Source organism: Streptomyces lonarensis (assembly GCF_012033735.1).
Classification (GTDB): domain Bacteria; phylum Actinomycetota; class Actinomycetes; order Streptomycetales; family Streptomycetaceae; genus Streptomyces; species Streptomyces lonarensis.
Window position 1 is genome coordinate 27,422 of record NZ_JAAVJD010000014.1, and the last position, 19,552, is coordinate 46,973.

At 71.1% G+C, this 19,552-nt stretch carries 14 protein-coding genes and 2 tRNA genes; 7 read left to right on the forward strand and 9 right to left on the reverse strand.

Features of this window, described 5'->3' with window-relative positions; all coding sequences use genetic code 11:
• Positions 1–153 precede the first annotated feature (153 nt).
• Positions 154–2,787, reverse strand: a complete 2,634-nt coding sequence (locus HCN56_RS03935) for a valine--tRNA ligase (RefSeq protein WP_167968053.1) — start codon at positions 2,785–2,787, stop codon at positions 154–156.
• 126 nt (positions 2,788–2,913) lie between these two features.
• Between HCN56_RS03935 and HCN56_RS03940 the strand changes: the two genes are divergently transcribed.
• Positions 2,914–4,005, forward strand: coding sequence for a hypothetical protein (locus HCN56_RS03940; RefSeq protein WP_167968054.1), 1,092 nt, complete (start codon positions 2,914–2,916; stop codon positions 4,003–4,005).
• 136 nt (positions 4,006–4,141) lie between these two features.
• Here HCN56_RS03940 and clpX read toward each other — a convergent pair whose 3' ends face one another.
• From clpX to HCN56_RS03965, 5 genes are all read right to left on the reverse strand, one after another.
• Positions 4,142–5,443: an ATP-dependent Clp protease ATP-binding subunit ClpX gene (clpX, locus tag HCN56_RS03945; RefSeq protein WP_167968055.1), complete on the reverse strand. Its 1,302-nt coding sequence runs from the start codon at positions 5,441–5,443 to the stop codon at positions 4,142–4,144.
• 178 nt (positions 5,444–5,621) lie between these two features.
• Positions 5,622–6,278: an ATP-dependent Clp protease proteolytic subunit gene (locus HCN56_RS03950; protein WP_167968056.1), complete on the reverse strand. Its 657-nt coding sequence runs from the start codon at positions 6,276–6,278 to the stop codon at positions 5,622–5,624.
• An 85-nt stretch (positions 6,279–6,363) separates the two neighbouring features.
• Positions 6,364–6,978: an ATP-dependent Clp protease proteolytic subunit gene (locus HCN56_RS03955; protein WP_167968057.1), complete on the reverse strand. Its 615-nt coding sequence runs from the start codon at positions 6,976–6,978 to the stop codon at positions 6,364–6,366.
• A gap of 237 nt (positions 6,979–7,215) precedes the next feature.
• Positions 7,216–8,646 (reverse strand): trigger factor, encoded by a 1,431-nt coding sequence (gene tig / locus HCN56_RS03960; protein ID WP_167968058.1) that lies wholly within the window; start codon positions 8,644–8,646, stop codon positions 7,216–7,218.
• A 103-nt stretch (positions 8,647–8,749) separates the two neighbouring features.
• Positions 8,750–8,826, reverse strand: a tRNA-Pro gene (locus HCN56_RS03965).
• A 196-nt stretch (positions 8,827–9,022) separates the two neighbouring features.
• Between HCN56_RS03965 and HCN56_RS03970 the strand changes: the two genes are divergently transcribed.
• Positions 9,023–9,096: transfer RNA gene (locus tag HCN56_RS03970), tRNA-Gly, on the forward strand.
• A gap of 45 nt (positions 9,097–9,141) precedes the next feature.
• Here HCN56_RS03970 and HCN56_RS03975 read toward each other — a convergent pair.
• Positions 9,142–9,387, reverse strand: a complete 246-nt coding sequence (locus HCN56_RS03975; protein ID WP_167968059.1) for a hypothetical protein — start codon at positions 9,385–9,387, stop codon at positions 9,142–9,144.
• A gap of 477 nt (positions 9,388–9,864) precedes the next feature.
• Here HCN56_RS03975 and HCN56_RS03980 point away from each other — a divergent pair, with 477 nt between their 5' ends.
• Positions 9,865–11,193: an acyltransferase family protein gene (locus HCN56_RS03980; RefSeq protein WP_167968060.1), complete on the forward strand. Its 1,329-nt coding sequence runs from the start codon at positions 9,865–9,867 to the stop codon at positions 11,191–11,193.
• Between the two features lie 228 nt (positions 11,194–11,421).
• On the opposite strand, the gene HCN56_RS03985 is transcribed toward HCN56_RS03980, so the two are convergent.
• On the reverse strand, positions 11,422–11,850 hold the full coding sequence (locus tag HCN56_RS03985; RefSeq protein WP_167968061.1) for a DUF6507 family protein: 429 nt from the start codon (positions 11,848–11,850) through the stop codon (positions 11,422–11,424).
• Between the two features lie 333 nt (positions 11,851–12,183).
• Here HCN56_RS03985 and HCN56_RS03990 point away from each other — a divergent pair, with 333 nt between their 5' ends.
• The 4 genes from HCN56_RS03990 to HCN56_RS04005 all read left to right on the forward strand — a co-directional run bounded on the left by HCN56_RS03990 (position 12,184) and on the right by HCN56_RS04005 (position 15,465).
• Positions 12,184–13,854 carry an alpha/beta hydrolase gene (locus HCN56_RS03990; RefSeq protein ID WP_167968062.1) on the forward strand — a complete coding sequence of 557 codons (1,671 nt, stop codon included), beginning with the start codon at positions 12,184–12,186 and terminating at the stop codon, positions 13,852–13,854.
• Positions 13,855–13,927: 73 nt separating this feature from the next.
• On the forward strand, positions 13,928–14,419 hold the full coding sequence (locus HCN56_RS03995; protein WP_167968063.1) for a hypothetical protein: 492 nt from the start codon (positions 13,928–13,930) through the stop codon (positions 14,417–14,419).
• Between the two features lie 151 nt (positions 14,420–14,570).
• Complete coding sequence (locus HCN56_RS04000) at positions 14,571–14,918, forward strand: hypothetical protein (RefSeq protein WP_167968064.1); 348 nt, start codon at positions 14,571–14,573, stop codon at positions 14,916–14,918.
• A gap of 73 nt (positions 14,919–14,991) precedes the next feature.
• Positions 14,992–15,465, forward strand: a complete 474-nt coding sequence (locus HCN56_RS04005; protein ID WP_167968065.1) for a hypothetical protein — start codon at positions 14,992–14,994, stop codon at positions 15,463–15,465.
• Positions 15,466–15,529: 64 nt separating this feature from the next.
• Here the strand turns inward: HCN56_RS04005 and eccCa are convergent, their stop codons facing one another.
• On the reverse strand, positions 15,530–19,495 hold the full coding sequence (gene eccCa / locus HCN56_RS04010; RefSeq protein ID WP_167968066.1) for a type VII secretion protein EccCa: 3,966 nt from the start codon (positions 19,493–19,495) through the stop codon (positions 15,530–15,532).
• Between the last annotated feature and the right edge of the window lie 57 nt (positions 19,496–19,552).

Genomic DNA, 19,552 nt, shown 5'->3' on the forward strand with positions numbered 1-19,552 from the left:
CGGAAGGGCGGCCGCCCGCGGCGCGCCCCCCGGCACCGGAGCGCCCGCCGGGACGGGAGCGGCCGCCGGGTGGGAGCGGCCACCGGGTGGGACGTGGAACGCCCGGCCCCGCTCCTCGCGAGGAGCGGGGCCGGGCGGCGCGGCGCGGTGCGGTCAGCCGCGCGGCAGGCGCTCCAGCTGGCCGGTCAGCCGGGCGATGTCCTCCTCGGCGGTGGCCTGCCGGGCGCGGATCTTGTCCACGACCGGGGCCGGCGCCTTGGCGAGGAAGCCCTCGTTGCCGAGCTTGGCGGTGGTCTGCTTCAGCTCCTTCTCGGCCGCGGCGAGGTCCTTCTGCAGCCGCTTGCGCTCGGCCTCGACGTCGATGACGCCGGACAGGTCGAGTGCGACCGTGGCGCCGGCGACCGGCAGGGTCGCGGTCGCCTCGAAGGTGTCGCCCTCGGGCTGCAGCCGCAGCAGGGCCCGCATCGCGTCCTCGTGGGGCGCGAGGCCGGTACCGGCGAGCTCCAGGCGTGCGGGCACGCGCTGGCCCGGCTGGAGGCCCTGATCGGCGCGGAAGCGGCGGATCTCGGTGACGACGCGGCGGACGGTGGCGAGCTCCGCCTCGGCCGCCGGGTCACGGAAGCCGGTGTCCTCGGGCCAGGCCGCGACCACGACCGACTCCCGGCCGGTGAGGGTGGTCCACAGCTCCTCGGTGACGAACGGAACAATGGGGTGGAGGAGCCGCAGCGTGCGGTCCAGCACCTCGCCCAGGACGCGGCGGGAGACGTCGGCGGGCTCGCCGCCGGCGGCGAAGACCGTCTTGCTGAGCTCCACGTACCAGTCGAAGACCTCGTCCCACGCGAAGTGGAAGAGGAGGTCGCTGACCTTGGCGAACTGGTAGTCCTCGTAGCCGGCGTCGGCCTCGGCGACGACGGTGTCCAGCCGGGAGAGGATCCACCGGTCGGTGGCGGACATCCGCTCCGCGGCGGGCAGCGGGCCGTCGACGGTGGCGCCGTTGATCAGCGCGAACCGGGTGGCGTTCCACAGCTTGTTGGCGAAGTTCCGCGAGGCCTGGACCCAGTCCTCGCCGATCGGCACGTCCGCCCCGGGGTTGGCGCCGCGGGCGAGGGTGAACCGGACGGCGTCCGCACCGTAGCGGTCCATCCAGTCCAGCGGGTCGACGACGTTCCCGAACGACTTGGACATCTTCTTGCCGTGCTCGTCGCGGACGAGTCCGGTGAGGGCGATCGTCCGGAACGGCGGGGTGCCGTCCATGGCGTAGAGGCCGAACATCATCATCCGGGCGACCCAGAAGAAGATGATGTCGTGGCCGGTCAGCAGGGTGTCGGTCGGGTAGAACTTCTTGAGGTCCGGCGTCTGTTCGGGCCAGCCGAGTGTGGAGAACGGCCACAGCCCGGAGGAGAACCAGGTGTCCAGGACGTCGCTGTCCTGGGTCCAGCCCTCGCCGGTCGGCGGCTCCTCGTCGGGGCCGACGCAGACCGTCTCGCCGTTCGGGCCGTACCAGACGGGGATGCGGTGGCCCCACCACAACTGCCGCGAGATGCACCAGTCGTGCATGTTGTCGACCCAGTCGAAGTAGCGCTTCGCCATCTCCGGGGGGTGGATCGCGACGCGGCCGTCGCGGACGGCGTCGCCGGCGGCCTGTGCCAGCGGGCCGACCTTGACCCACCACTGCATGGAGAGCCGCGGCTCGACGGTGGTCTTGCAGCGGGAGCAGTGGCCGACCGAGTGGAGGTAGGGCCGCTTCTCGGCGACGATCCGGCCCTGTTCGCGCAGCGCGTTGACGATGGTCGAGCGGGCCTCGAACCGGTCCAGTCCCTCGAACGGGCCGGGCACGGTGATGACGCCCCGCTCGTCCATGACCGTCAGGGACGGCAGATCGTGGCGGCGACCGATGGCGAAGTCGTTCGGGTCGTGCGCCGGGGTCACCTTGACGGCGCCGGTGCCGAACTCGGGGTCGACGTGCTCGTCGGCGACGACGGGGATGGTCCGGTCCGTCAGCGGGAGCTTGATCTGCCGGCCGATGAGGTGCCGGTACCGCTCGTCCTCGGGGTGGACCGCGACCGCGGTGTCGCCGAGCATCGTCTCGGCGCGGGTGGTCGCGACGACCAGCCGGTCCTCGCCCTCGCCGTAGGCGATGGAGACCAGCTCGCCGGCGTCCTCCTGGTAGTCCACCTCGATGTCCGAGATGGCCGTCAGGCAGCGCGGGCACCAGTTGATGATGCGCTCGGCGCGGTAGATCAGCCCGTCGTCGTGGAGGCGCTTGAAGATGGTGCCGACGGCTCGCGAGAGTCCCTCGTCCATGGTGAACCGCTCGCGCGACCAGTCGACGCCGTCGCCGAGCCGCCGCATCTGGCCGAGGATGCGGCCGCCGTACTCCTCCTTCCACTGCCAGACGCGGTCGGTGAACTCCTCACGGCCGAGGTCCTGCCGGGAGCGGCCCTCCTCGGCGAGCTGCTGCTCGACCTTGTTCTGCGTGGCGATGCCGGCGTGGTCCATGCCGGGCAGCCACAGCGCCTCGAACCCCTGCATCCGCTTGCGGCGGGTCAGGGCGTCCATGAGGGTGTGCTGGAAGGCGTGGCCCAGGTGCAGGCTGCCGGTGACGTTGGGCGGCGGGATGACGATCGTGTAGGGCGGCTTGTCGCTGGTGGCGTCCGCCTCGAAGTAACCGCGCTCCACCCAACGCTCGTACAGCTTCCCCTCTACCTCGGTCGGCGCGTACTGCGTCGGGAGATCGGCGGGGGCGCGCTGGGGCCCGGGTCCGGGCTGCTGAGTGTTGTCGGTCACGGGCGTCAGTGTATCGGCGGCAATGTCCCGGCTTCGAATCGGTTTCGGGCCCGGATGTACAGGGCAGCGCCGGGTCCGCCAGGATGGGCGGAGCTATCGACGCACACGCTCTTCGAGGGGAAGAAGATGAGCCACAACCAGCCGGGGCCGTACGGGCAACCCCAGCAGCCCGGACAGCCCGGCCCGTACGGCGCGCCGCCGCCCCAGGGCGGGGCGCCCGGCGGCCCCAACCCGTACGCGCAGCCCGGCGGCCCCGGCGGCCAGGGCTACGGCTACCCCCAGCAGCCCCCGCAGCAGTCCGGCCCCTACGGCTACCCGCAGCAGCAGCCCCACCAGCCGCCGCAGGGCACCGGCGGCTACGCGCAGCCGCAGCCCCCGCAGCACGGCCAGTACCCCGGGCAGCAGGTCCCGCAGCAGTACCCCCCGCAGCAGCCGTACGGCGGGCAGCCCCCGTACGGCCAGCAGCCGCCGCAGCCCCCGCAGGGCGGCGGCCGCAGCAAGCGGAAGGTGCTCTTCGCCGCCGGTGCGGCGGTCGGCGCCGTGGTGATCGCCGGCGCGCTGTACTTCGTCCTCAGCGGCGGTGACACCCCGCTCGCCGCCGACGACGGCACCCGGTACGACCTCCAGCTGCCCGACACCTCCGGCAGCTTCCAGCTGATGGCCGAGGGCGGCGACGAGGGCATCGAGCCCGACGACGCGGCGCTCGCCGAGGCCGGCGTGGAGTTCACCGGTTCGGTCAACGGCACCTACACCGACGCCGACATCGACGCCCTCGAGGAGCTCTTCCTGACCGGCGGGCGCGGCCTGATGTTCGGCGGCATGTGGGGCGAGGTGGACCGGCCGCAGCAGACCGTCGACGGCCTCTTCCACGAGCTGACCGCGGGGCTGGCCGAGAGCAACAGCCCCGAGTCGACCGTCGAGCTGATCGGGACGGCCGAGTCGTTCGGCGACGACGACGTGGTGCTCAAGTGCCAGCAGGCCACCGAGACCAACGTCGACCCCGAGCTCGGGACCCTGGAGTACACCACCACCGTCTGCGTGTGGGCGGACTACTCCACGGTGGGCGCCGCCTACCTGCTGAACAGCCCCACCGTGCCCACCGACATCGACCCGGAGACCCTCACCCCGGACGACATCGAGTACCCGGAGGCGGTGCCGACGGCGGAGGCCGCGGAGATCGCCCTCCAGCTCCGTGAGGACGCCCGCGTCGCGCGCTGACCGACGTCCGCGGGCACCGCGCGCCGCAGGGCGCCCGCGGTGCCGCCGACGGCGAAGGGGCCGGTACCACCCGTGGGTGGTACCGGCCCCTTCGCCGTGCGGGAGGATCGCGCCGCGGCGCGGTGTGCCCCTGCTGTCAGGCGGTGCGCTCGCGCGGGGTGCGGTCCTGGTTGCCGCGCTGCTTGGCGAGCCGGGAGCGCGGCACCAGCGTCGGATTCACGTTGGAGCGGACCACCTCCTCGGTGATGACGACCTGGCCCACGTCCTCACGGGAGGGGACCTCGTACATCACCGACTGGAGGACCTCCTCCATGATCGCGCGCAGTCCGCGGGCGCCCGTGCCCCGCAGGATCGCCTGGTCGGCGATGGCCTCCAGCGCCAGGAGGTCGAACTCCAGCTCCACACCGTCGATCTCGAAGAGCCGCTGGTACTGCTTGACGATCGCGTTGCGCGGCTCGGTGAGGATGCGGAGCAGCGCCTCGCGGTCCAGGTTGTGGACCGAGGTGATCACCGGGAGCCGCCCGATGAACTCGGGGATCATGCCGTACTTGACGAGGTCCTCGGGGAGCGCGTCGGAGAGCAGCTCCGAGGAGTCCGTGTCCCGCTTGGAGCGGATGTCCGCGCCGAAGCCGATGCCGCGCGAACCGGACCGCGCCCGGATGATCTCGTCGAGCCCGGCGAACGCGCCACCGACGATGAACAGCACGTTGGAAGTGTCGATCTGCAGGAACTCCTGGTGCGGGTGCTTGCGCCCGCCCTGCGGCGGCACCGCGGCCGTGGTGCCCTCCAGGATCTTCAGCAGGGCCTGCTGCACGCCCTCGCCGGAGACGTCGCGCGTGATCGACGGGTTCTCGCTCTTGCGGGCGACCTTGTCGATCTCGTCGATGTAGATGATCCCCTGCTCGGCCTTCTTGATGTCGTAGTCGGCCGCCTGGATCAGCTTCAGCAGGATGTTCTCGACGTCCTCACCGACGTAGCCGGCCTCGGTGAGGGCGGTGGCGTCGGTGATCGCGAACGGCACGTTCAGCATGCGCGCCAGCGTCTGCGCGAGCAGCGTCTTGCCGGAGCCGGTCGGGCCGAGCAGCAGGATGTTGGACTTGGCGAGCTCGATGTCCTCGTCCCGGGAGCCGGAGTCCTGCTCGCTGGCGCGGACCCGCTTGTAGTGGTTGTACACGGCCACGGACAGCGCCTTCTTGGCGTCGTCCTGGCCGACCACGTAGCTCTCCAGGAACTCGTAGATCTCCCGCGGCTTGGGGAGCTCGCTCAGCTCCGAGTCGGGCGACTCGGCGAGCTCCTCCTCGATGATCTCGTTGCAGAGGTCGATGCACTCGTCGCAGATGTAGACCCCCGGGCCCGCGATGAGCTTCTTCACCTGCTTCTGACTCTTGCCGCAGAACGAGCACTTGAGCAGATCGCCGCCGTCACCGATGCGTGCCACGAGGTGCGTCCCCTTCGCCTGCGCAGCGCCCCGGGGGACGCTGCCTGGTGCTAGTTCGCCATGTCTTGCCCTGACGACGGTACCCCGTCGCCCGGCCGGTAGGCCCCCCTTGTGGGGAATCCTCCATCGAGGAACCCCTGTCCAAGGGGGGCGCGACCGGTAATTCCACCGCGTTTCCTCAGTCGGTCGAGGAGCGCGTCGTGACGATCTGGTCGATCAGACCGTAGTCCTTGGCGCCCTCGGCGGTCAGGATCTTGTCCCGCTCGATGTCGTCGCGGATCTGGTCGATCGGCTTGGTGGAGTGCGTGGAGAGCATCTCCTCCAGCTGGATGCGCATGCGCTGGATCTCGTTCGCGGCGATCTCCAGGTCGGAGACCTGGCCGCGGCCCGTCTCACTGTAGGGCTGGTGGATCATGATGCGCGCGTTCGGCAGCGCCATGCGCTTGCCGGCCGTACCCGCCGCCAGCAGCACGGCGGCGGCCGAGGCGGCCTGGCCCATGCAGACGGTCTGGATGTCGGGCTTCACGAACTGCATGGTGTCGTAGATCGCCGTCAGTGCGGTGAACGATCCACCGGGGCTGTTGATGTAGATCTGGATGTCCCGGTCCGGGTCCATCGACTCCAGGCACAGCAGCTGCGCCATGACGTCGTTGGCCGACGCGTCGTCGATCTGCACCCCGAGGAAGATCACCCGCTCCTCGAAGAGCTTGGCGTAGGGGTCGTACTCGCGGACACCCTGCGAGGTGCGCTCGACGAAGCGGGGCACGACGTAGCGTGCGTCGGCGGGGGTCCGGTCGTACAGGCCGGAGCCGGGGAAGGCGGGTGACTGTGCCATCGTCTGTGTCTCCAGGTGAGGGGCGGGCTGCGGAGGGGGCCGGGGGACGGTCCCGGCCGGTGCCGGGAAGGGGCGGCGGGCGTCGTCAGGCGCCGGTGCCACCGCTGCCGGGGATGTCCGCGGCGTCGGAGATCACGGCGTCCACGAGGCCGTACTCACGGCCCTCCTCGGCGGTGAACCAGCGGTCGCGGTCGGCGTCGCGCGTCCACTGCTCGACGCTCTGGCCGGTGTGGTGCGCGGAGAGCTCCGCCATCTTCTTCTTGGTCCGCAGCAGCCACTCGGCGTGGATCTTGATGTCCGAGGCGGAACCCGCGAGCCCCGCGGACGGCTGGTGGATCAGGATCTCGGCGTTCGGCAGCGCGAAGCGCTTGCCGGGGGTGCCGGCGCTCAGCAGGAACTGGCCCATGGAGGCGGCCATACCCATGGCGATCGTCACCACGTCGTTCTTGATGAACTGCATCGTGTCGTAGATCGCCATCCCGGCGGTGATGGAACCACCCGGGCTGTTGATGTAGAGGTTGATGTCCTTGTCCGGGTCCGCGGCGAGAAGGAGCAGCTGCGCGGTGATCCGGTTGGCGATGTCGTCGTCCACGGGCTGGCCGAGGAAGATGATCCGCTCGTTGAGCAGCCGGTTGTAGACCTGGTCGCCGAGACCGCCGTTCATAGCGTCGGCGGCGGCGGAAGGCATCGGAAGCGTCACGTATTCCACCTGCTCATTCGTTGCACGGCCGCGTCGTCACCCGACCGTCATTCGGCATCTGCATTGTTCTTACGGACCTTAACGCGCTGCCCCCGTCGACCCGTCCCGGCCAGGGAACTGTTCGCTGTGAGCGCAGGGTGGCCGCGGCCCGGGGACGGAACGGGGCCGGACGCTGCGAGCGTCCGGCCCCGTTCCGGGTGTCGCGGGGGCGCCGTGGCGGCGCCGGCCGCCGCGGCGTCAGCTGTTGCTCTTGGCCTCGCCGGCCTCGTCCTTGTCGCCCTCGGCGGCGGGCGCCTCGGTGGACTCGGTGGTCTCGGCGGCCTCCGTGGCGGCCTCGACCGTCTCGGCGGTCTCGTCCTCGTCGTCCAGTTCGACGGGCTCACCGTTGGTGTCGACGACCTTGACCGACTCGACCACGGTGGCCAGCGCCTTGCCGCGGCTGACCTCGCCGACCAGCATCGGCACCTGGCCGCCCTCGACGACCGCCTTGGCGAACTGGTCGGGGCTCATGCCGGAGGACTGCGCACGGCGCATGAGGTGCTCGGTGAGCTCCTCCTGGCTGACGCTGAGCTGCTCGCGCTTGGCGATCTCGTCGAGCACGAACTGGGTGCGGATGCCCTTCTCCGCCTGCTCCTTGAGCTCGGCGTCGAACTCCTCGGCCGTCTTCTCCTGCATCTTCAGGTAGGCGTCGAGGTCCATGCCGAGCTGGCCCAGTTGGTGGTTGACCAGGTTGTGGCGACGGGTCTCGACCTCGTCCTGGAGCAGCTTCTCGGGGATCGGCACCTCGACGAGCTCCAGGAGCTCCTCCAGGACCTTCTCCTGCGCGCTGGTGGCCTGCTCGTACTGCTTCTGGCGGGCGAGGCGCTCACGGCTGTCCGCGCGCAGCTCGTCCAGAGTGTCGAACTCGCTGGCCAGCTGGGCGAACTCGTCGTCCAGCTCGGGCAGCTCGCGCGCCGAGACGGTCTCGACCCGGACGGTCACCTGGGCCTCGCGACCGGCGGCGGAGCCGCCCTTGAGCTCGCTGGCGAAGGTGGCCTCGGCGCCGGCCTCCAGGCCGGTGACGGCCTCGTCGATGCCGTCCAGCAGACGGCCGGAACCGATGGTGTAGTCGACGCCCTTGGCGACGCCGTCGTCCAGCAGCTCGCCGTCGACACGGGCCTCCAGGTCGAGCTTCACGACGTCGCCCTCGGCGGCGGCGCGCTCGACGACGGAGGTGGTGGCGAAGCGGTCGCGGAGCTGGTCGAGGGCCTCGGCGACGTCCTCGTCGCTGACCTCGACGGCGTCCACGGTGACCTCGATGCCGGAGTAGTCCGGGATCTCCAGCTCGGGACGGATGTCGACCTCGGCGGTGAAGGCCAGCAGCTCGCCGTCCTTCAGCTCGGTGATGTCGACCTCGGGCTGACCGAGCGGGCTCAGCTCACCCTCGTTCACCGCATCCTGGTAGATCTTCGGGAGGGCGTCGTTGACGGCCTCCTCCAGCACGGCACCACGGCCGACCCGCTGGTCGATGACCCGCGCCGGGACCTTGCCCTTGCGGAAACCCGGAATGCTGAGCTGCTGGTTGATCTTCTTGTACGCCGCGTCGAGGCTGGGCTTGAGCTCCTCGAAGGGCACCTCGACAGTGAGCCGAACCCGGGTCGGGTTCAGGGTCTCCACGGCGCTCTTCACGGTCGGTCTCCTTGGGGCAGACAGCTATCGGAAAATCTTGAGGGCGCCCCGTATACGGCATGGAATGCGGACACGACACAGGCACGCGCGAACTCATCGTACGTGGTCGGGGTGGCCGGATTCGAACCGACGACCTTCCGCTCCCAAAGCGGACGCGCTACCAAGCTGCGCCACACCCCGTAATGGCTCACGATGCGAGACGTAGCGTACAGGTACGCCGCGAGCCCCACGTACCGGGCACGACCCGGCGGGATGCCGGCGCGCTCCGGGGCTGCGGCCGCGGGGCACTCGTGATCGGGGCCGGCGCGCGCTGGTACGATGCTGACCGCGTCCCCGGTTCGACACCCTCGCGGTTCGGCACCGAGCGGCGCCGTACGCGGGTGTAGCTCAATGGTAGAGCCCTGGTCTTCCAAACCAGCTACGCGGGTTCGATTCCCGTCACCCGCTCCACGTCATGCGGCCCGGTCCCTCATCGAGGGGCCGGGCCGGAGTGTTTCAGGGCCCGGTGGGGTCGACGGGGTTGTCGACCGGGCCGACGGAGCTGATGGAGTCGTCCACCGCGCCGATCGAGTTGCCGATGGACTCCAGGAAGTCCCGTATGGGATCGGCGGCACCCGTGGAGGCGAGGGAGAAGCCGAAGAGGATGGCCACGATGGCCGGTCCCCACTTGATGGACCCGCCGCGAATCATCACGACGAGGACCACGCCCAGCAGCAGTGCGAGCGAGAACGAGATAACCACTACAGATCACACCCTCGGAAGGAACGCCGTTCACCGCTTGGGGGCTTCCCCGCGCCGGAGCGTCCCAAGCACGCACTATCGTGCCACCTCAACCCGGGCCCTGTGGGCGGCCGGTGACAGACGGTCGACTGATCTGCGTCACATCCGGGCGGCGCGCCTCCACGATGCGTTGCCGTTATCGATCAGTTATCACCGACTGTGACCGAGGAGGTAAATTCACAAAGCCCGAACACCCTCCCGGGGCAGCACTGCGATCCGCAGGGGCCGCGATGCCCCGACACGCCGCAACGTACGACGACAGGCTGCGGTTTGGCCGGATATACACCCCGCAAACTGGTCAATATTGGTCGTTGAGCAATCACCAGCGTTCATCTCTTTGCGCAATGCGAGCACCTTCCGACCAGTATCTTCAAATGCTGCACAGCCTCCGGGCCGGTCGAATTGGCGGTCCCCCCCTGGACCGCTATCGTGCCGACGATGTTGCACGTTCGTGATCACGCGGTCCTGACGGCGGACCGGCCGGCACCGGTCCGGCAGCCCGGATCGCCGGGCGCCGGGCGAGCACGCTCCGGGCACGCCCCGGAGTCCGTGCCGGAGCAGCGGGCCTCCCGCGACCCGTACTTCGACAACGTGAAGTACCTCGCGATCGTCCTGGTCGCCATGGGCCACGCCTGGACCCCGCTGATGGACAGCTCCCGGGCCGCCGCCGCGCTCTACATGTTCGTGTACACCTTCCACATGCCGGCCTTCATCGTGGTGGCGGGCTACTTCTCACGGAGCTTCACCGGCCGGCCCGACCAACTGCGGCGCCTGGTCACCGGAATCGGGGTGCCGTACCTCGTCTTCGAGGTGGCGTACATCGCCTTCCACCGGCAGGTGAACGGCACCGACCACCCCTGGAGCCTGCTCGACCCGTACTACGTCACGTGGTTCCTGCTCGCGCTGTTCGTGTGGCGGCTGACCGCGCCGTTCTGGCGGATCATCAGGTACCCGCTGCCGGTGGCGCTCGGCATCGCCGCCCTGGCCTCCGTCTCGCCGGAACTCGGCGACGACTTCAACATCTCGCGGGTCCTGCAGTTCCTCCCGTTCTTCGTCCTGGGACTCACCCTGCGGCGGGAACACTTCGAGCGTCTGCGGCGCCCGGACGTCCGGCTGATCGCCGTGCCCGCCTTCGTCGGCGCCCTCGTCGTCGCCTACTGGGCCGTACCGCGTATGAGCGCCCGCTGGTTCTACCGGACCAATTCCGCCCAGGAGATGGGCCACCTGTGGTGGACGGGGCCGCTCATGACCCTGGCGCTGTTCGGCGCGGGGCTGGTACTGACCGCCGCCTTCCTGGCTTGGGTCCCCGAACACGCCACCTGGTACACCGCCCTGGGCGCCGGCACCCTCTACGGCTACCTGCTCCACGGGTTCCTCGCCAAGGGCTCGCGCTGGTGGGGCTGGTACGAGGCCGAGTGGGTCGCGACGCCGCTCGGCCAGGTGACCGTCACCGTGCTCGCCGCCGCCATCGTGACGGCTCTGTGCACCTCCCCGGTGCGGACGTTGTTCCAGCCCGTGGTGGAGCCCGGGATGAGCTGGGCGTTCCGCCCTTCGGACCGGCCGCGCGGCGGCTCGGGCGCGGCCGGTGCTGCCGGGGGTGCGGGCGGCGCCGGGGGCTCGGGCGGCGCGGGTGGTCCGCAGGGTGGTCCGCAGGGTGCGGACCGTGCCGGTGGTGCAGGTGTCGCGGGTGGGCACCGCTCGGGGCCGGAGCGCCCCGCAGCGGGGGCGGCCGGCGGCCGCTCCTCGGGCGGGGCCAGCCCGGGCTGAGCGTGCCGGGTGCCCCGCCCCGCGGCGGTGCCGGCGGCGGGCGGACCGCCGTCGGCCGGGGCGGGCGGCGGTGAGAGCACGGTGGTCGGCGCTTGCGATCCGATGCGGCGGCGAAACGGGGCCGGATAGCGCTCCTCGGCGCCGGTGCGGGGTGGCGGTCACCCGTGCGGTGTGGGATACGCAGCGGATGCGGGCCCGTCTCGCCCGACCCCGGCGCGCGCTGGAACGTCAGCGCCAGGGGTCGGGGGCCGGCTGGTCCCCGAATCCGAGCGTGGGCGGCGCGACGTGCGGGGCGAGGTGCGGTGACATCGGCCCGAAGGCGATCGGTGCCCGGATGTCGCCCCGGCTCAGACCGTTGACCTCCATCTCGGCGTCGCCGCTGCCGTAGCTCGCGGTGGCCTCCGTGGCGCCGGCGTCCGACCTGTCGGCGGCCCCCCGCATCCCGGTGAGGCAGTCCACGGTCTGCGCGGTGAACCGCGTCAGCGCGTCCCCGACCGGGCTGCCGGCCGCCCCGCCCGTGCCGAGGCCGCCGCACGAGCCCGCGGCCTCGTTGAGGTCGGACACGCACGCCTTCGCCCCGGCATCCAGCCGGGACGAGGCGCGGGCGTACTCGGTCAACCGGTTGCGCACACCCTCCGGTGTGATGTCCCAATCCATCGGCTTCCTTCCTCGTTGTTCCGGCGTCGCGGCGAGGCGGCGGCGCCGCGGTCTCACGGGTGCATCACGCACGCACCGGCCGGTTCGGTTCCCGTCACGGTCCCGCCCCCGGCGCACCCGAGGGCACGTCGGGCGCGCGGCGCTGCGGGCGCGCCGGTGAATGCTGTGGTCCTGTCACAGAGCCCGGGACGCGGTTGTCCGGGCGTTCCGCGGGCTGTTACACAGAGTCCGGAATGATGACGAGCCCGCCGAGGCCGAGGAGCGGCCGCCCGGCGGGCACGCCCGGTGGCACGCGCCGCCACCGCGGCGCGGGCCGGTGCGACGGGGGGCGGTATGGCGCTGATCAGGACCACGGAGATCCCGGTGTTCTCGGGGAACCTGGAGACCTTGCAGGAGGCGACTCGCCGCTTGGGCCAGGACGCCGACGACATCTACAGCTCCGGGGACAGCCTGCACCTGACCTTCCAGGGAATCGGCAACCACTACAGCGCGCCCGAGGCCGCCGACCTGCTGGCCACCACCGTGCCGGTGCGGGAGAGCGGCGAGTCGGTCCGCCAGAGCGTGACACGCGTGGCGCTCGCGGTCGACGACTACGCGCGCGACGCCCAGACCATCAGCGCCCGGCTCGACGCGCTGCGCACCCGGGCGGCGGAGATCCCCTCGGTCCCCGAGGACGACCCGGACTTCGCACGGCACGAACGGGAGAGCGAGGAAATCCGGGGCGATGTCGCGGTGCTGGTCGCCGACTTCGCACGGATGGAGGAGGAGACGGTCCGGACGATCAACTCCGCCCTCCCCTACGGCCAGGACCACGGCATGCCGGGTCCCTGGGCCCCCGGCTACCAGCCGCCCTGGCACTTCCTGTCGCCCCCGCCACCACTGCCGTGCTTCGCGTCACCCGAGATGGCGAACAGCTGGTGGCAGGGGCTCAGCGCGCAGGAGCGAGAGCGCTGGATCCAGAGCAACCCCGCGGGAATCGGCGCGCTCGACGGCATCCCGGTGGTGGACCGCGACCGCGCCAACCGGATCGTCTTCGACCGCTGGTGGGAACGCGAACGCCCGGACCTCGTACTCCGGGAGCACCTGGCGCAGCAGCCCGACCGGTACGTGCGCGTTCAGCGAAGCGAGCGCGTCTACGAGGACGGGTACGTCGACGTGGAGACCCGGGAGTGGAAGCGGTGGAACGAGGAGCGAAAGCTCCTCATGGGGCCCGTCGACATCCACAACCGCATCAACCGGCTCGGGCACTACGGCCACTCAAGCCTGCCGCAGCCGTTCCTCCTGCACTTCGATCCATCCGGGCGCGGACAGGTAGCAGTTGCCAACGGCAACCCGGACACGGCGGACCATACTGCGGTCTTTGTACCGGGGACCGGTTCCGACATCACGGAGTTCACTAACAACATGGATCGCACCCTGAGCCTGTGGCGGACCTCTGACAACCTGGCCAACCCGGGCGAGGAGGTCTCGACGATCATGTGGATCGGGTACGAGGCGCCGGAGACTCTGCCAGAAGCACGAAAAGGCGAGTACGCCGAGCGCGGCGGCGGCCAACTGAATGCCTTCCTCGACGGGATCGCGAGCTCGCGCACCGCCGGTACGGGCAACACAACGGTCATCGGCCACAGCTACGGCAGCACGGTTGTCGGTGAAGCCACTCAGGAGGACGGGAGAGGCCGGAAGATCTCGGCGGACAACATCATCGCGGTCGGGAGCCCCGGTATGACGGTCAGCAATGCCGACGAGCTCGGCGTCGGGGCCGAGAACGTGTGGTCCATGCAGGCGCCGGTCACCTCCGACCCGGTGACGCTCGGCCGTGTCTTCCACGGAAAGACCGACGGCTTCTTCGATGCGTGGCCCAACGTGCCGTCGGATGCGGACTTCGGGGCGAACCGGATGGAGAACGACGCGAGCGACCACAGCGACTACTGGAACTCCCGCCTGAACCTGCGGAACCAGGCGTTCGTCGTCGTCGGGGACCCAGGAATGGTGACGCATGAATGAGCACACACGCCCCCTCCGTCAGCGCGCGGCAGTATGCGCTGCCGCCGTCGTCCTAGCGATCTCTGGATGCGGTATGAACTCCGACAACGACCCTGCTCGCGGCAACGAGCCTGCCGACACGGTCGCAGAACGGTCCCACTCCGTTGTTGCGCGGGAGGTGACCGAGGTGTCGCGGGCTCTCGCCCGGGCGAGCGGGCTGGACGAGAGCTCGCTCCGGATGGACAGCTCACCCGGTCGAGCCCCGTGCCCGTCCGGGGGCGACGATCCGGACCTGTTCACGATGGAGCACGTGTGGTCGATCGCCGGCGTCACAGAGCAGGACTTGGAGTCGGCGCTCGACCGAGTGCAGGACCATGTCCGCGACGAGGGCTGGTCTGTGCTGATGTACGGCCCCAACAGCAGCCCCGCAGAGGCTCTCGAGTTGCGGGCCGAGCTTCCGGCCCGCGGGCTGTTCGTCGAAGCGCTGTTCCTGGACGCACGGAACGAGTCCAACAGCCGCACGGAATCCAGCATCGCGGTCACAGTCTTCACCACCTGCTACCGCGATGCGGCACAGCACAGCTGACGCTGGTCAGCGGGATGACAGCGGGATGACAGCGCCCCGAGTCTCCATGAGGCCGTGGGCGACGTGGCGGAGCAGGTAGATCTCCCCGCACTGACTGTCGCCGAATTCGACGGGCTACTGGTCGGCCCCGCCTTCGAGGTCGAGGCCGACAGTGTTGAGGTCTCGCCGGACGGCGCAGGGACTGGCCAGGCCCCCGCCGAACGCCGGCAGCGACGGCGGGGGCGGGCAGCCGGATGCAGGCGCCCCTCCACCGGGCCAGGTGGCCGACGGTGGGCGCTGGTTCCACGGCGAGACCAACAGCGGCTGGAAGACGCGCTGGGGCTTCGCGCCCTACTACGACCTCGACCTCGTCCCGAACGTCCCGTCCGACGAGGACTTCGGAGCACGGCGATTGACGAACGACTCCGAGGACCACAGTGGCTACTGGAAGACCGAGATGACCCTCACGAACCAGGCCTCGGTGATCGTCGGGCAACCGGAGCGCGCCTCTTATGAGTAAGCCGTTTTCGCATCGTTGGGCGGTGGTTTCCGCCGCTGTGACAGCAGGAATCCTGATGAACGGATGTGCCGGGATGAGCGACGCCAGTGACGAGAATCCCTCGGCCGAATACCCGGTCAGGTCCGTGGACGAAGTGCGCGAGGAGGCCCGCGCCACCGCAGTCCGTCTCGACGAACTCATGGCGGCCTCGACCGAGCCTCCGACCGTTCCCTCACGCAGGCAGGCCTGCTCGGCCGACTACGACCGGGTGGACCTGTTCTCCTCCCGGGCCTCGTGGTCTGTCCGCGGAGTCCCGGACGGAGACATGGAGGCGGGCATGACCCGGATGCGGGACGGCCTGGAGGCAGAGGGCTGGGAGATCGTCATGTTCGAGCCGAACAGCAGTCCCGTGGGGGCACTCGAACTGCGAGCGGAGAACACCGCCAAGGGCCTGTTCGCACGCGCGGAGTTCGCGGACGCACGCACCGGCCGGTTGCCCGGAGGGCAGGAGTCGGACGTACGGGTGACGGTCTTCACCCAGTGCTACACCGACCCCGACGCCCGGTAGGAGAAATCTGGGGGCGAGGAACGGCGGGGGGGGCGGCCACTTGGCCGCCCCCGCCGCCGTCGTGTCAGAGCGCCGCTGTCTGGATGAGCTGGTAGGGGGCGCCGCGGCGGACGAGGACGCCTCGGCCGGGCGGCAGGGCGCTGGGGTAGAGCTTGGGGAAGACCTGGCCCTCCTGCCGGTCGCCCGTCATCAGCAGGGTGGTGCTGCCGTTCTCCTTCAACGACTGAAGGAACGGTTCGAAGAAGCCGCGGGAGATGCCGGCCATGCGGCGGGCGACGACGAAGTGCAGCCCGATGTCGGGCGCCGAGGGGATGAACGGCAGGAACGGCTGCAGCGGCCGCTGGTTGGCGGTGGAGAGCACGTCGTAGTCGTCGATCAGTACGACGATGCGGGGACCCTGGAAGGCTCCGGGCTCCATGGCCTCCGGCGCGAGGTCGGAGTCGGGCATCCGCTCCTGCAGCTTGCCGGCGATGCCGGCGGCGAGGCGCCCGGCGAGGTCGGCGTTGTGGGCGTACCCGCCGCGGTACTGCTCGGGCACGGCGGTGCGGAGGCCGCGGCGCGGGTCCAGGACGGCGAAGACCAGTTCCTCGTCCGAGTACCGCTCCATGAGGCCGGCGGCGACGAGGCGGAGCAGGTTGGTCTTCCCGCACTCGCTGTCGCCGAGCACGATGAGGTGCTGGTCGCCGCCGCCTTCCAGGTCGAGCCCGACGGGGGTGAGGTCCTCCCGGACGCCGAAGGGGATGGTCCGGCCGCCGTCGAACGCCTCCAGCGAGGACGCGGGCAGCCGGGGCGGGAGCACGCGGACGGCGCGGACGGGCTCGCCCTGCCATGCCTCGCGGACCCGGCGGACCGCCTCGTCCAGTCCGGCGGCGATCTCCTCGTCCGCGGTGCCGTCGATGCGGGGCAGCGCCACGTGGCCGAAGAGCTGCGCGTCGGTGAGGGCGCGGCCGGGGGTGCCGGTGGGTACGGTCTCCATGAGCTTGCGGTCGATGCCGCTGTCGTGCGGGTCGTTGAGGCGGAGTTCGAGTCGGCTGCCGAACGAGGACTGGGCGTTGATGCGGACGTCGTTCCAGCGGAGCATGCCCGCGACGACGTGGATGCCGTAGCCGCCGCCGCGGCGCAGCAGGTCTCCGATGGCCCCGTCGAGGTGGTCGAACTCCTCGCGGATGGCGCCGTAGCCGTCGATGACCAGCACGATCTCGGTGGAGCCGAGTTCGGGGAGACGGCCGGCCGCGCGGGCGCGGCGGAGGGAGTCGACGGAGTCGATGCCGTGGTCGCGGAAGAGGATCTCGCGTTCGGCGAGCATCGTGCGGAGTTCGTCGACGGTGCGGGTGACCCGTTCGCGGTCGGTTCGGGTGGCGATGCCGCCGACGTGGGGCAGCCCTTCCAGGGGGCGGAGGCCGCCCCCGACGAGGTCGAGGCCGTAGACGGCGACGTCGCGGGGGCTGTGGGTGAGGGCGAGGGAGAGCACAAGGGTGCGCAGCAGGGTGGTCTTGCCGGACTGGGGTCCGCCGATGACGGCCTGGTGGCCGCCGGCGACGGTGAGGTCGACGATCCACTGTCCCTGCCACTGCTCGCCCGGGTCGTCCAGCAGTCCCACGGGCACCCGCAGGGGGCCGAGCGGGGGGCCGCCGAGCCGGAGGCCGTCCGGGGTGGCGGTGGTCCCGCCGCCGACGCTGTCGAGTGTGGTGGCGTCGGGCAGCGGGGGCAGCCAGATCTGGCGGACGGGGTCGGCGGCCGTGCTGAGCGCGTCGACGACGGTGGAGAGCAGCGTCGGGGCGTCCTTGGTGTCGCGTTCCGGCGGTGCGGGCCGGTCGGCCGGGGCGTGCTCGGCGGCGGGCGCGGCGGGGAGGTTGCGCGCCGGGAAGACGGTGACGGTCGGGGCGGCCGCCTCGACGGGGGCGCGGCGGGCGGGGCCCTGGTGCGCGCCGGAGACGTAGGCGGCTTTGAACCGGTCGTAGACGCTGGTGTCGACCTTGAGGTAGCCGAACCCGGGGACGGGCGGGAGTTCGAAGGCGTCCTTGCTGTCGAGGACGGTGCGGCTCTCCTCGGCGGAGAAGGTGCGCAGGCCGAGCCGGTAGGAGAGGTAGGTCTCCAGTCCGCGGAGCTTGCCCGCCTCGATGCGCTGGCTGGAGAGCAGCAGGTGCACGCCGATCGAGCGGCCGATGCGGCCGATGGAGAGGAAGAGGTCGATGAAGTCGGGCTTGGCGGTGAGTAGTTCGCCGAACTCGTCGATGACGACGAAGAGGTGCGGCAGCGGGTCGAGTTCGGGGCGGGAGGTGCGGCGTGCGGCGTTGTAGTCGCCGACGTTGGCGAAGTGGCCGGCGTCCTTGAGGACCTGCTGGCGGCGTTTGACCTCGCCGGCGAGGCTGGCGTGGACGCGTTCGACGAGACCGGGGACGCTCTCCAGGTTGGTGATGACACCGGCGACGTGCGGCAGTGACGCGAAGGGGGCGAAGGTGGCGCCGCCCTTGTAGTCGACGAGGACGACCGCGAGGTCCTCCGGCGGGTGGGTGGCCACCAGGGCCAGCAGCAGGGTGCGGAGCAGTTCGCTCTTGCCGGAGCCGGTGGCGCCGACGCACAGGCCGTGGGGGCCCATGCCGAGTTCGGCGGACTCCTTGATGTCGAGCATGACGGGTTCGTGGAGGTCGCCGACGCCGATGGGGACGCGGAGGAAGTCGCGTTCGCCGCGGGGCGCCCAGAGCCGGGCCGGGTCGAGGGCGGCGGGTTCGTCGATGCCGAGGAGTTCGGGGAAGCTCACGGGGGCGCTGAGCGGGGTGTCGCCGGCGTCGGACTCCGGGGAGAGGCGCAGCGGTGCGAGGAGCCGTGCGAGGCTCTCCGACTGCTGGGGCGGGCAGTCGTCGAGGGTGCCGTGGAGCCGGGTCGGGGTCGGGGGCCGGAGGTCCTCGATGGTGAGCCGGTCGCCCTCTACCACGATGCGGACGCTGACGTCGCCGGGTTCGTCCACACGGCGGGTGACGGGGTGGAGGACGGTGACGCCGAGCTCGACGAGGGAGACGGTCTCGTCGGTGCGCGGGAGTTCGGTGGCCGGGCCGTCGGGGGTGTCGAGGACGATCAGCAGCCGGCTGATGTTGTCGAGCGCGGTCTTGTTGCCGAGGCCGCGGCGGATCTCGGTGACCCGGGCGGCGCGGGTGCGGAGCTCGCCGGCGATGACGGTGGCGAGTTCGCCGGGGTCGGCGGCGATGCGGCGGGCGGGTCCCGCGGCGTCGGTGGCGTCCGGGTCGGTCGCGTGCGGCAGCCACTTGGCCCACTCGTAGTGGCCGAGGCTGTCGGCGGGGGTGCAGACCGCGATGCCGAGGTCGTCCGGGGCGTGGGAGACGGCGGCCTGGGTGAGGAGGGCCCGCAGCACACGGAGGGTGTCCTTGCGGGTGCCGACGACGGAGACGTTGCCGGCCCGGTCCAGTGGGACGGTGAGCGGCATGTCGGGGGTGGTGCCGAACCGTTCGCGGAGTTCGCCGGCCTCGTTGCGCATGAAGGGGTCGACGGGGGTGATGGCGTTGCTCTGGCTGCGGTCGATCTCCAGCACGCGCTGCGGCACCGGGCCGGCCCCGACGCGCAGGTGGAGGAAGTCCGGGTCGCGGCGGCGGCGTTCCCAGAGGCGCGCCTGGTCGGCGACGAGGTCGACCAGCGCCGCGGGCGGCGGGTGGGCGGCGCGTGCGGTGGCGCGACGTTGCGCGTCCTCCTCCGCCAACTCCTCGCGCAGCTCCTCCAGGTACTCCAGGTAGCGCTCGCGTTGGACCCGGCGGCGGCGCCGGGCCTTCCCCCGCTGGGAGAAGAACATGGCGGCGGCGCCGATGACCGCTGCGACCAGGACGAACACCCCGATGATCGCGAAGCGGCTGCTGCGCATGACGGTCATCATCACCATGGAGCTCATGACGCCGACCATCGGCAGCATGGCGGCGAGCGGCGACATGGTGTCGCCCTCCGGCAGGTTGGGCGGGGCCTCGATGATGCGCCGCCCCGGTTCCGCCAGCGGCGGCACGGTACGGGCAGGCCGGTGCACCATCTGGGGGCTGTTGAGCGGGGTGAGGGGGGAGCGGCGCGGCGGGCCGAGCCGCCCGGT

Excerpts from the sequence above, each read along its gene's own strand:
- HCN56_RS03940 (WP_167968054.1), top strand. The coding sequence starts at position 2,914 with ATGAGCCACAACCAGCCGGGGCCGTACGGGCAACCCCAGCAGCCCGGA.
- HCN56_RS03950 (WP_167968056.1), bottom strand. The coding sequence starts at position 6,278 with ATGGCACAGTCACCCGCCTTCCCCGGCTCCGGCCTGTACGACCGGACC.
- HCN56_RS03980 (WP_167968060.1), top strand. The coding sequence starts at position 9,865 with ATGTTGCACGTTCGTGATCACGCGGTCCTGACGGCGGACCGGCCGGCA.
- HCN56_RS03985 (WP_167968061.1), bottom strand. The coding sequence starts at position 11,850 with ATGGATTGGGACATCACACCGGAGGGTGTGCGCAACCGGTTGACCGAG.
- HCN56_RS03990 (WP_167968062.1), top strand. The coding sequence starts at position 12,184 with ATGGCGCTGATCAGGACCACGGAGATCCCGGTGTTCTCGGGGAACCTG.
- HCN56_RS03995 (WP_167968063.1), top strand. The coding sequence starts at position 13,928 with ATGAACTCCGACAACGACCCTGCTCGCGGCAACGAGCCTGCCGACACG.
- HCN56_RS04005 (WP_167968065.1), top strand. The coding sequence starts at position 14,992 with ATGAGCGACGCCAGTGACGAGAATCCCTCGGCCGAATACCCGGTCAGG.
- eccCa (WP_167968066.1), bottom strand. The coding sequence starts at position 19,495 with ATGGTGCACCGGCCTGCCCGTACCGTGCCGCCGCTGGCGGAACCGGGG.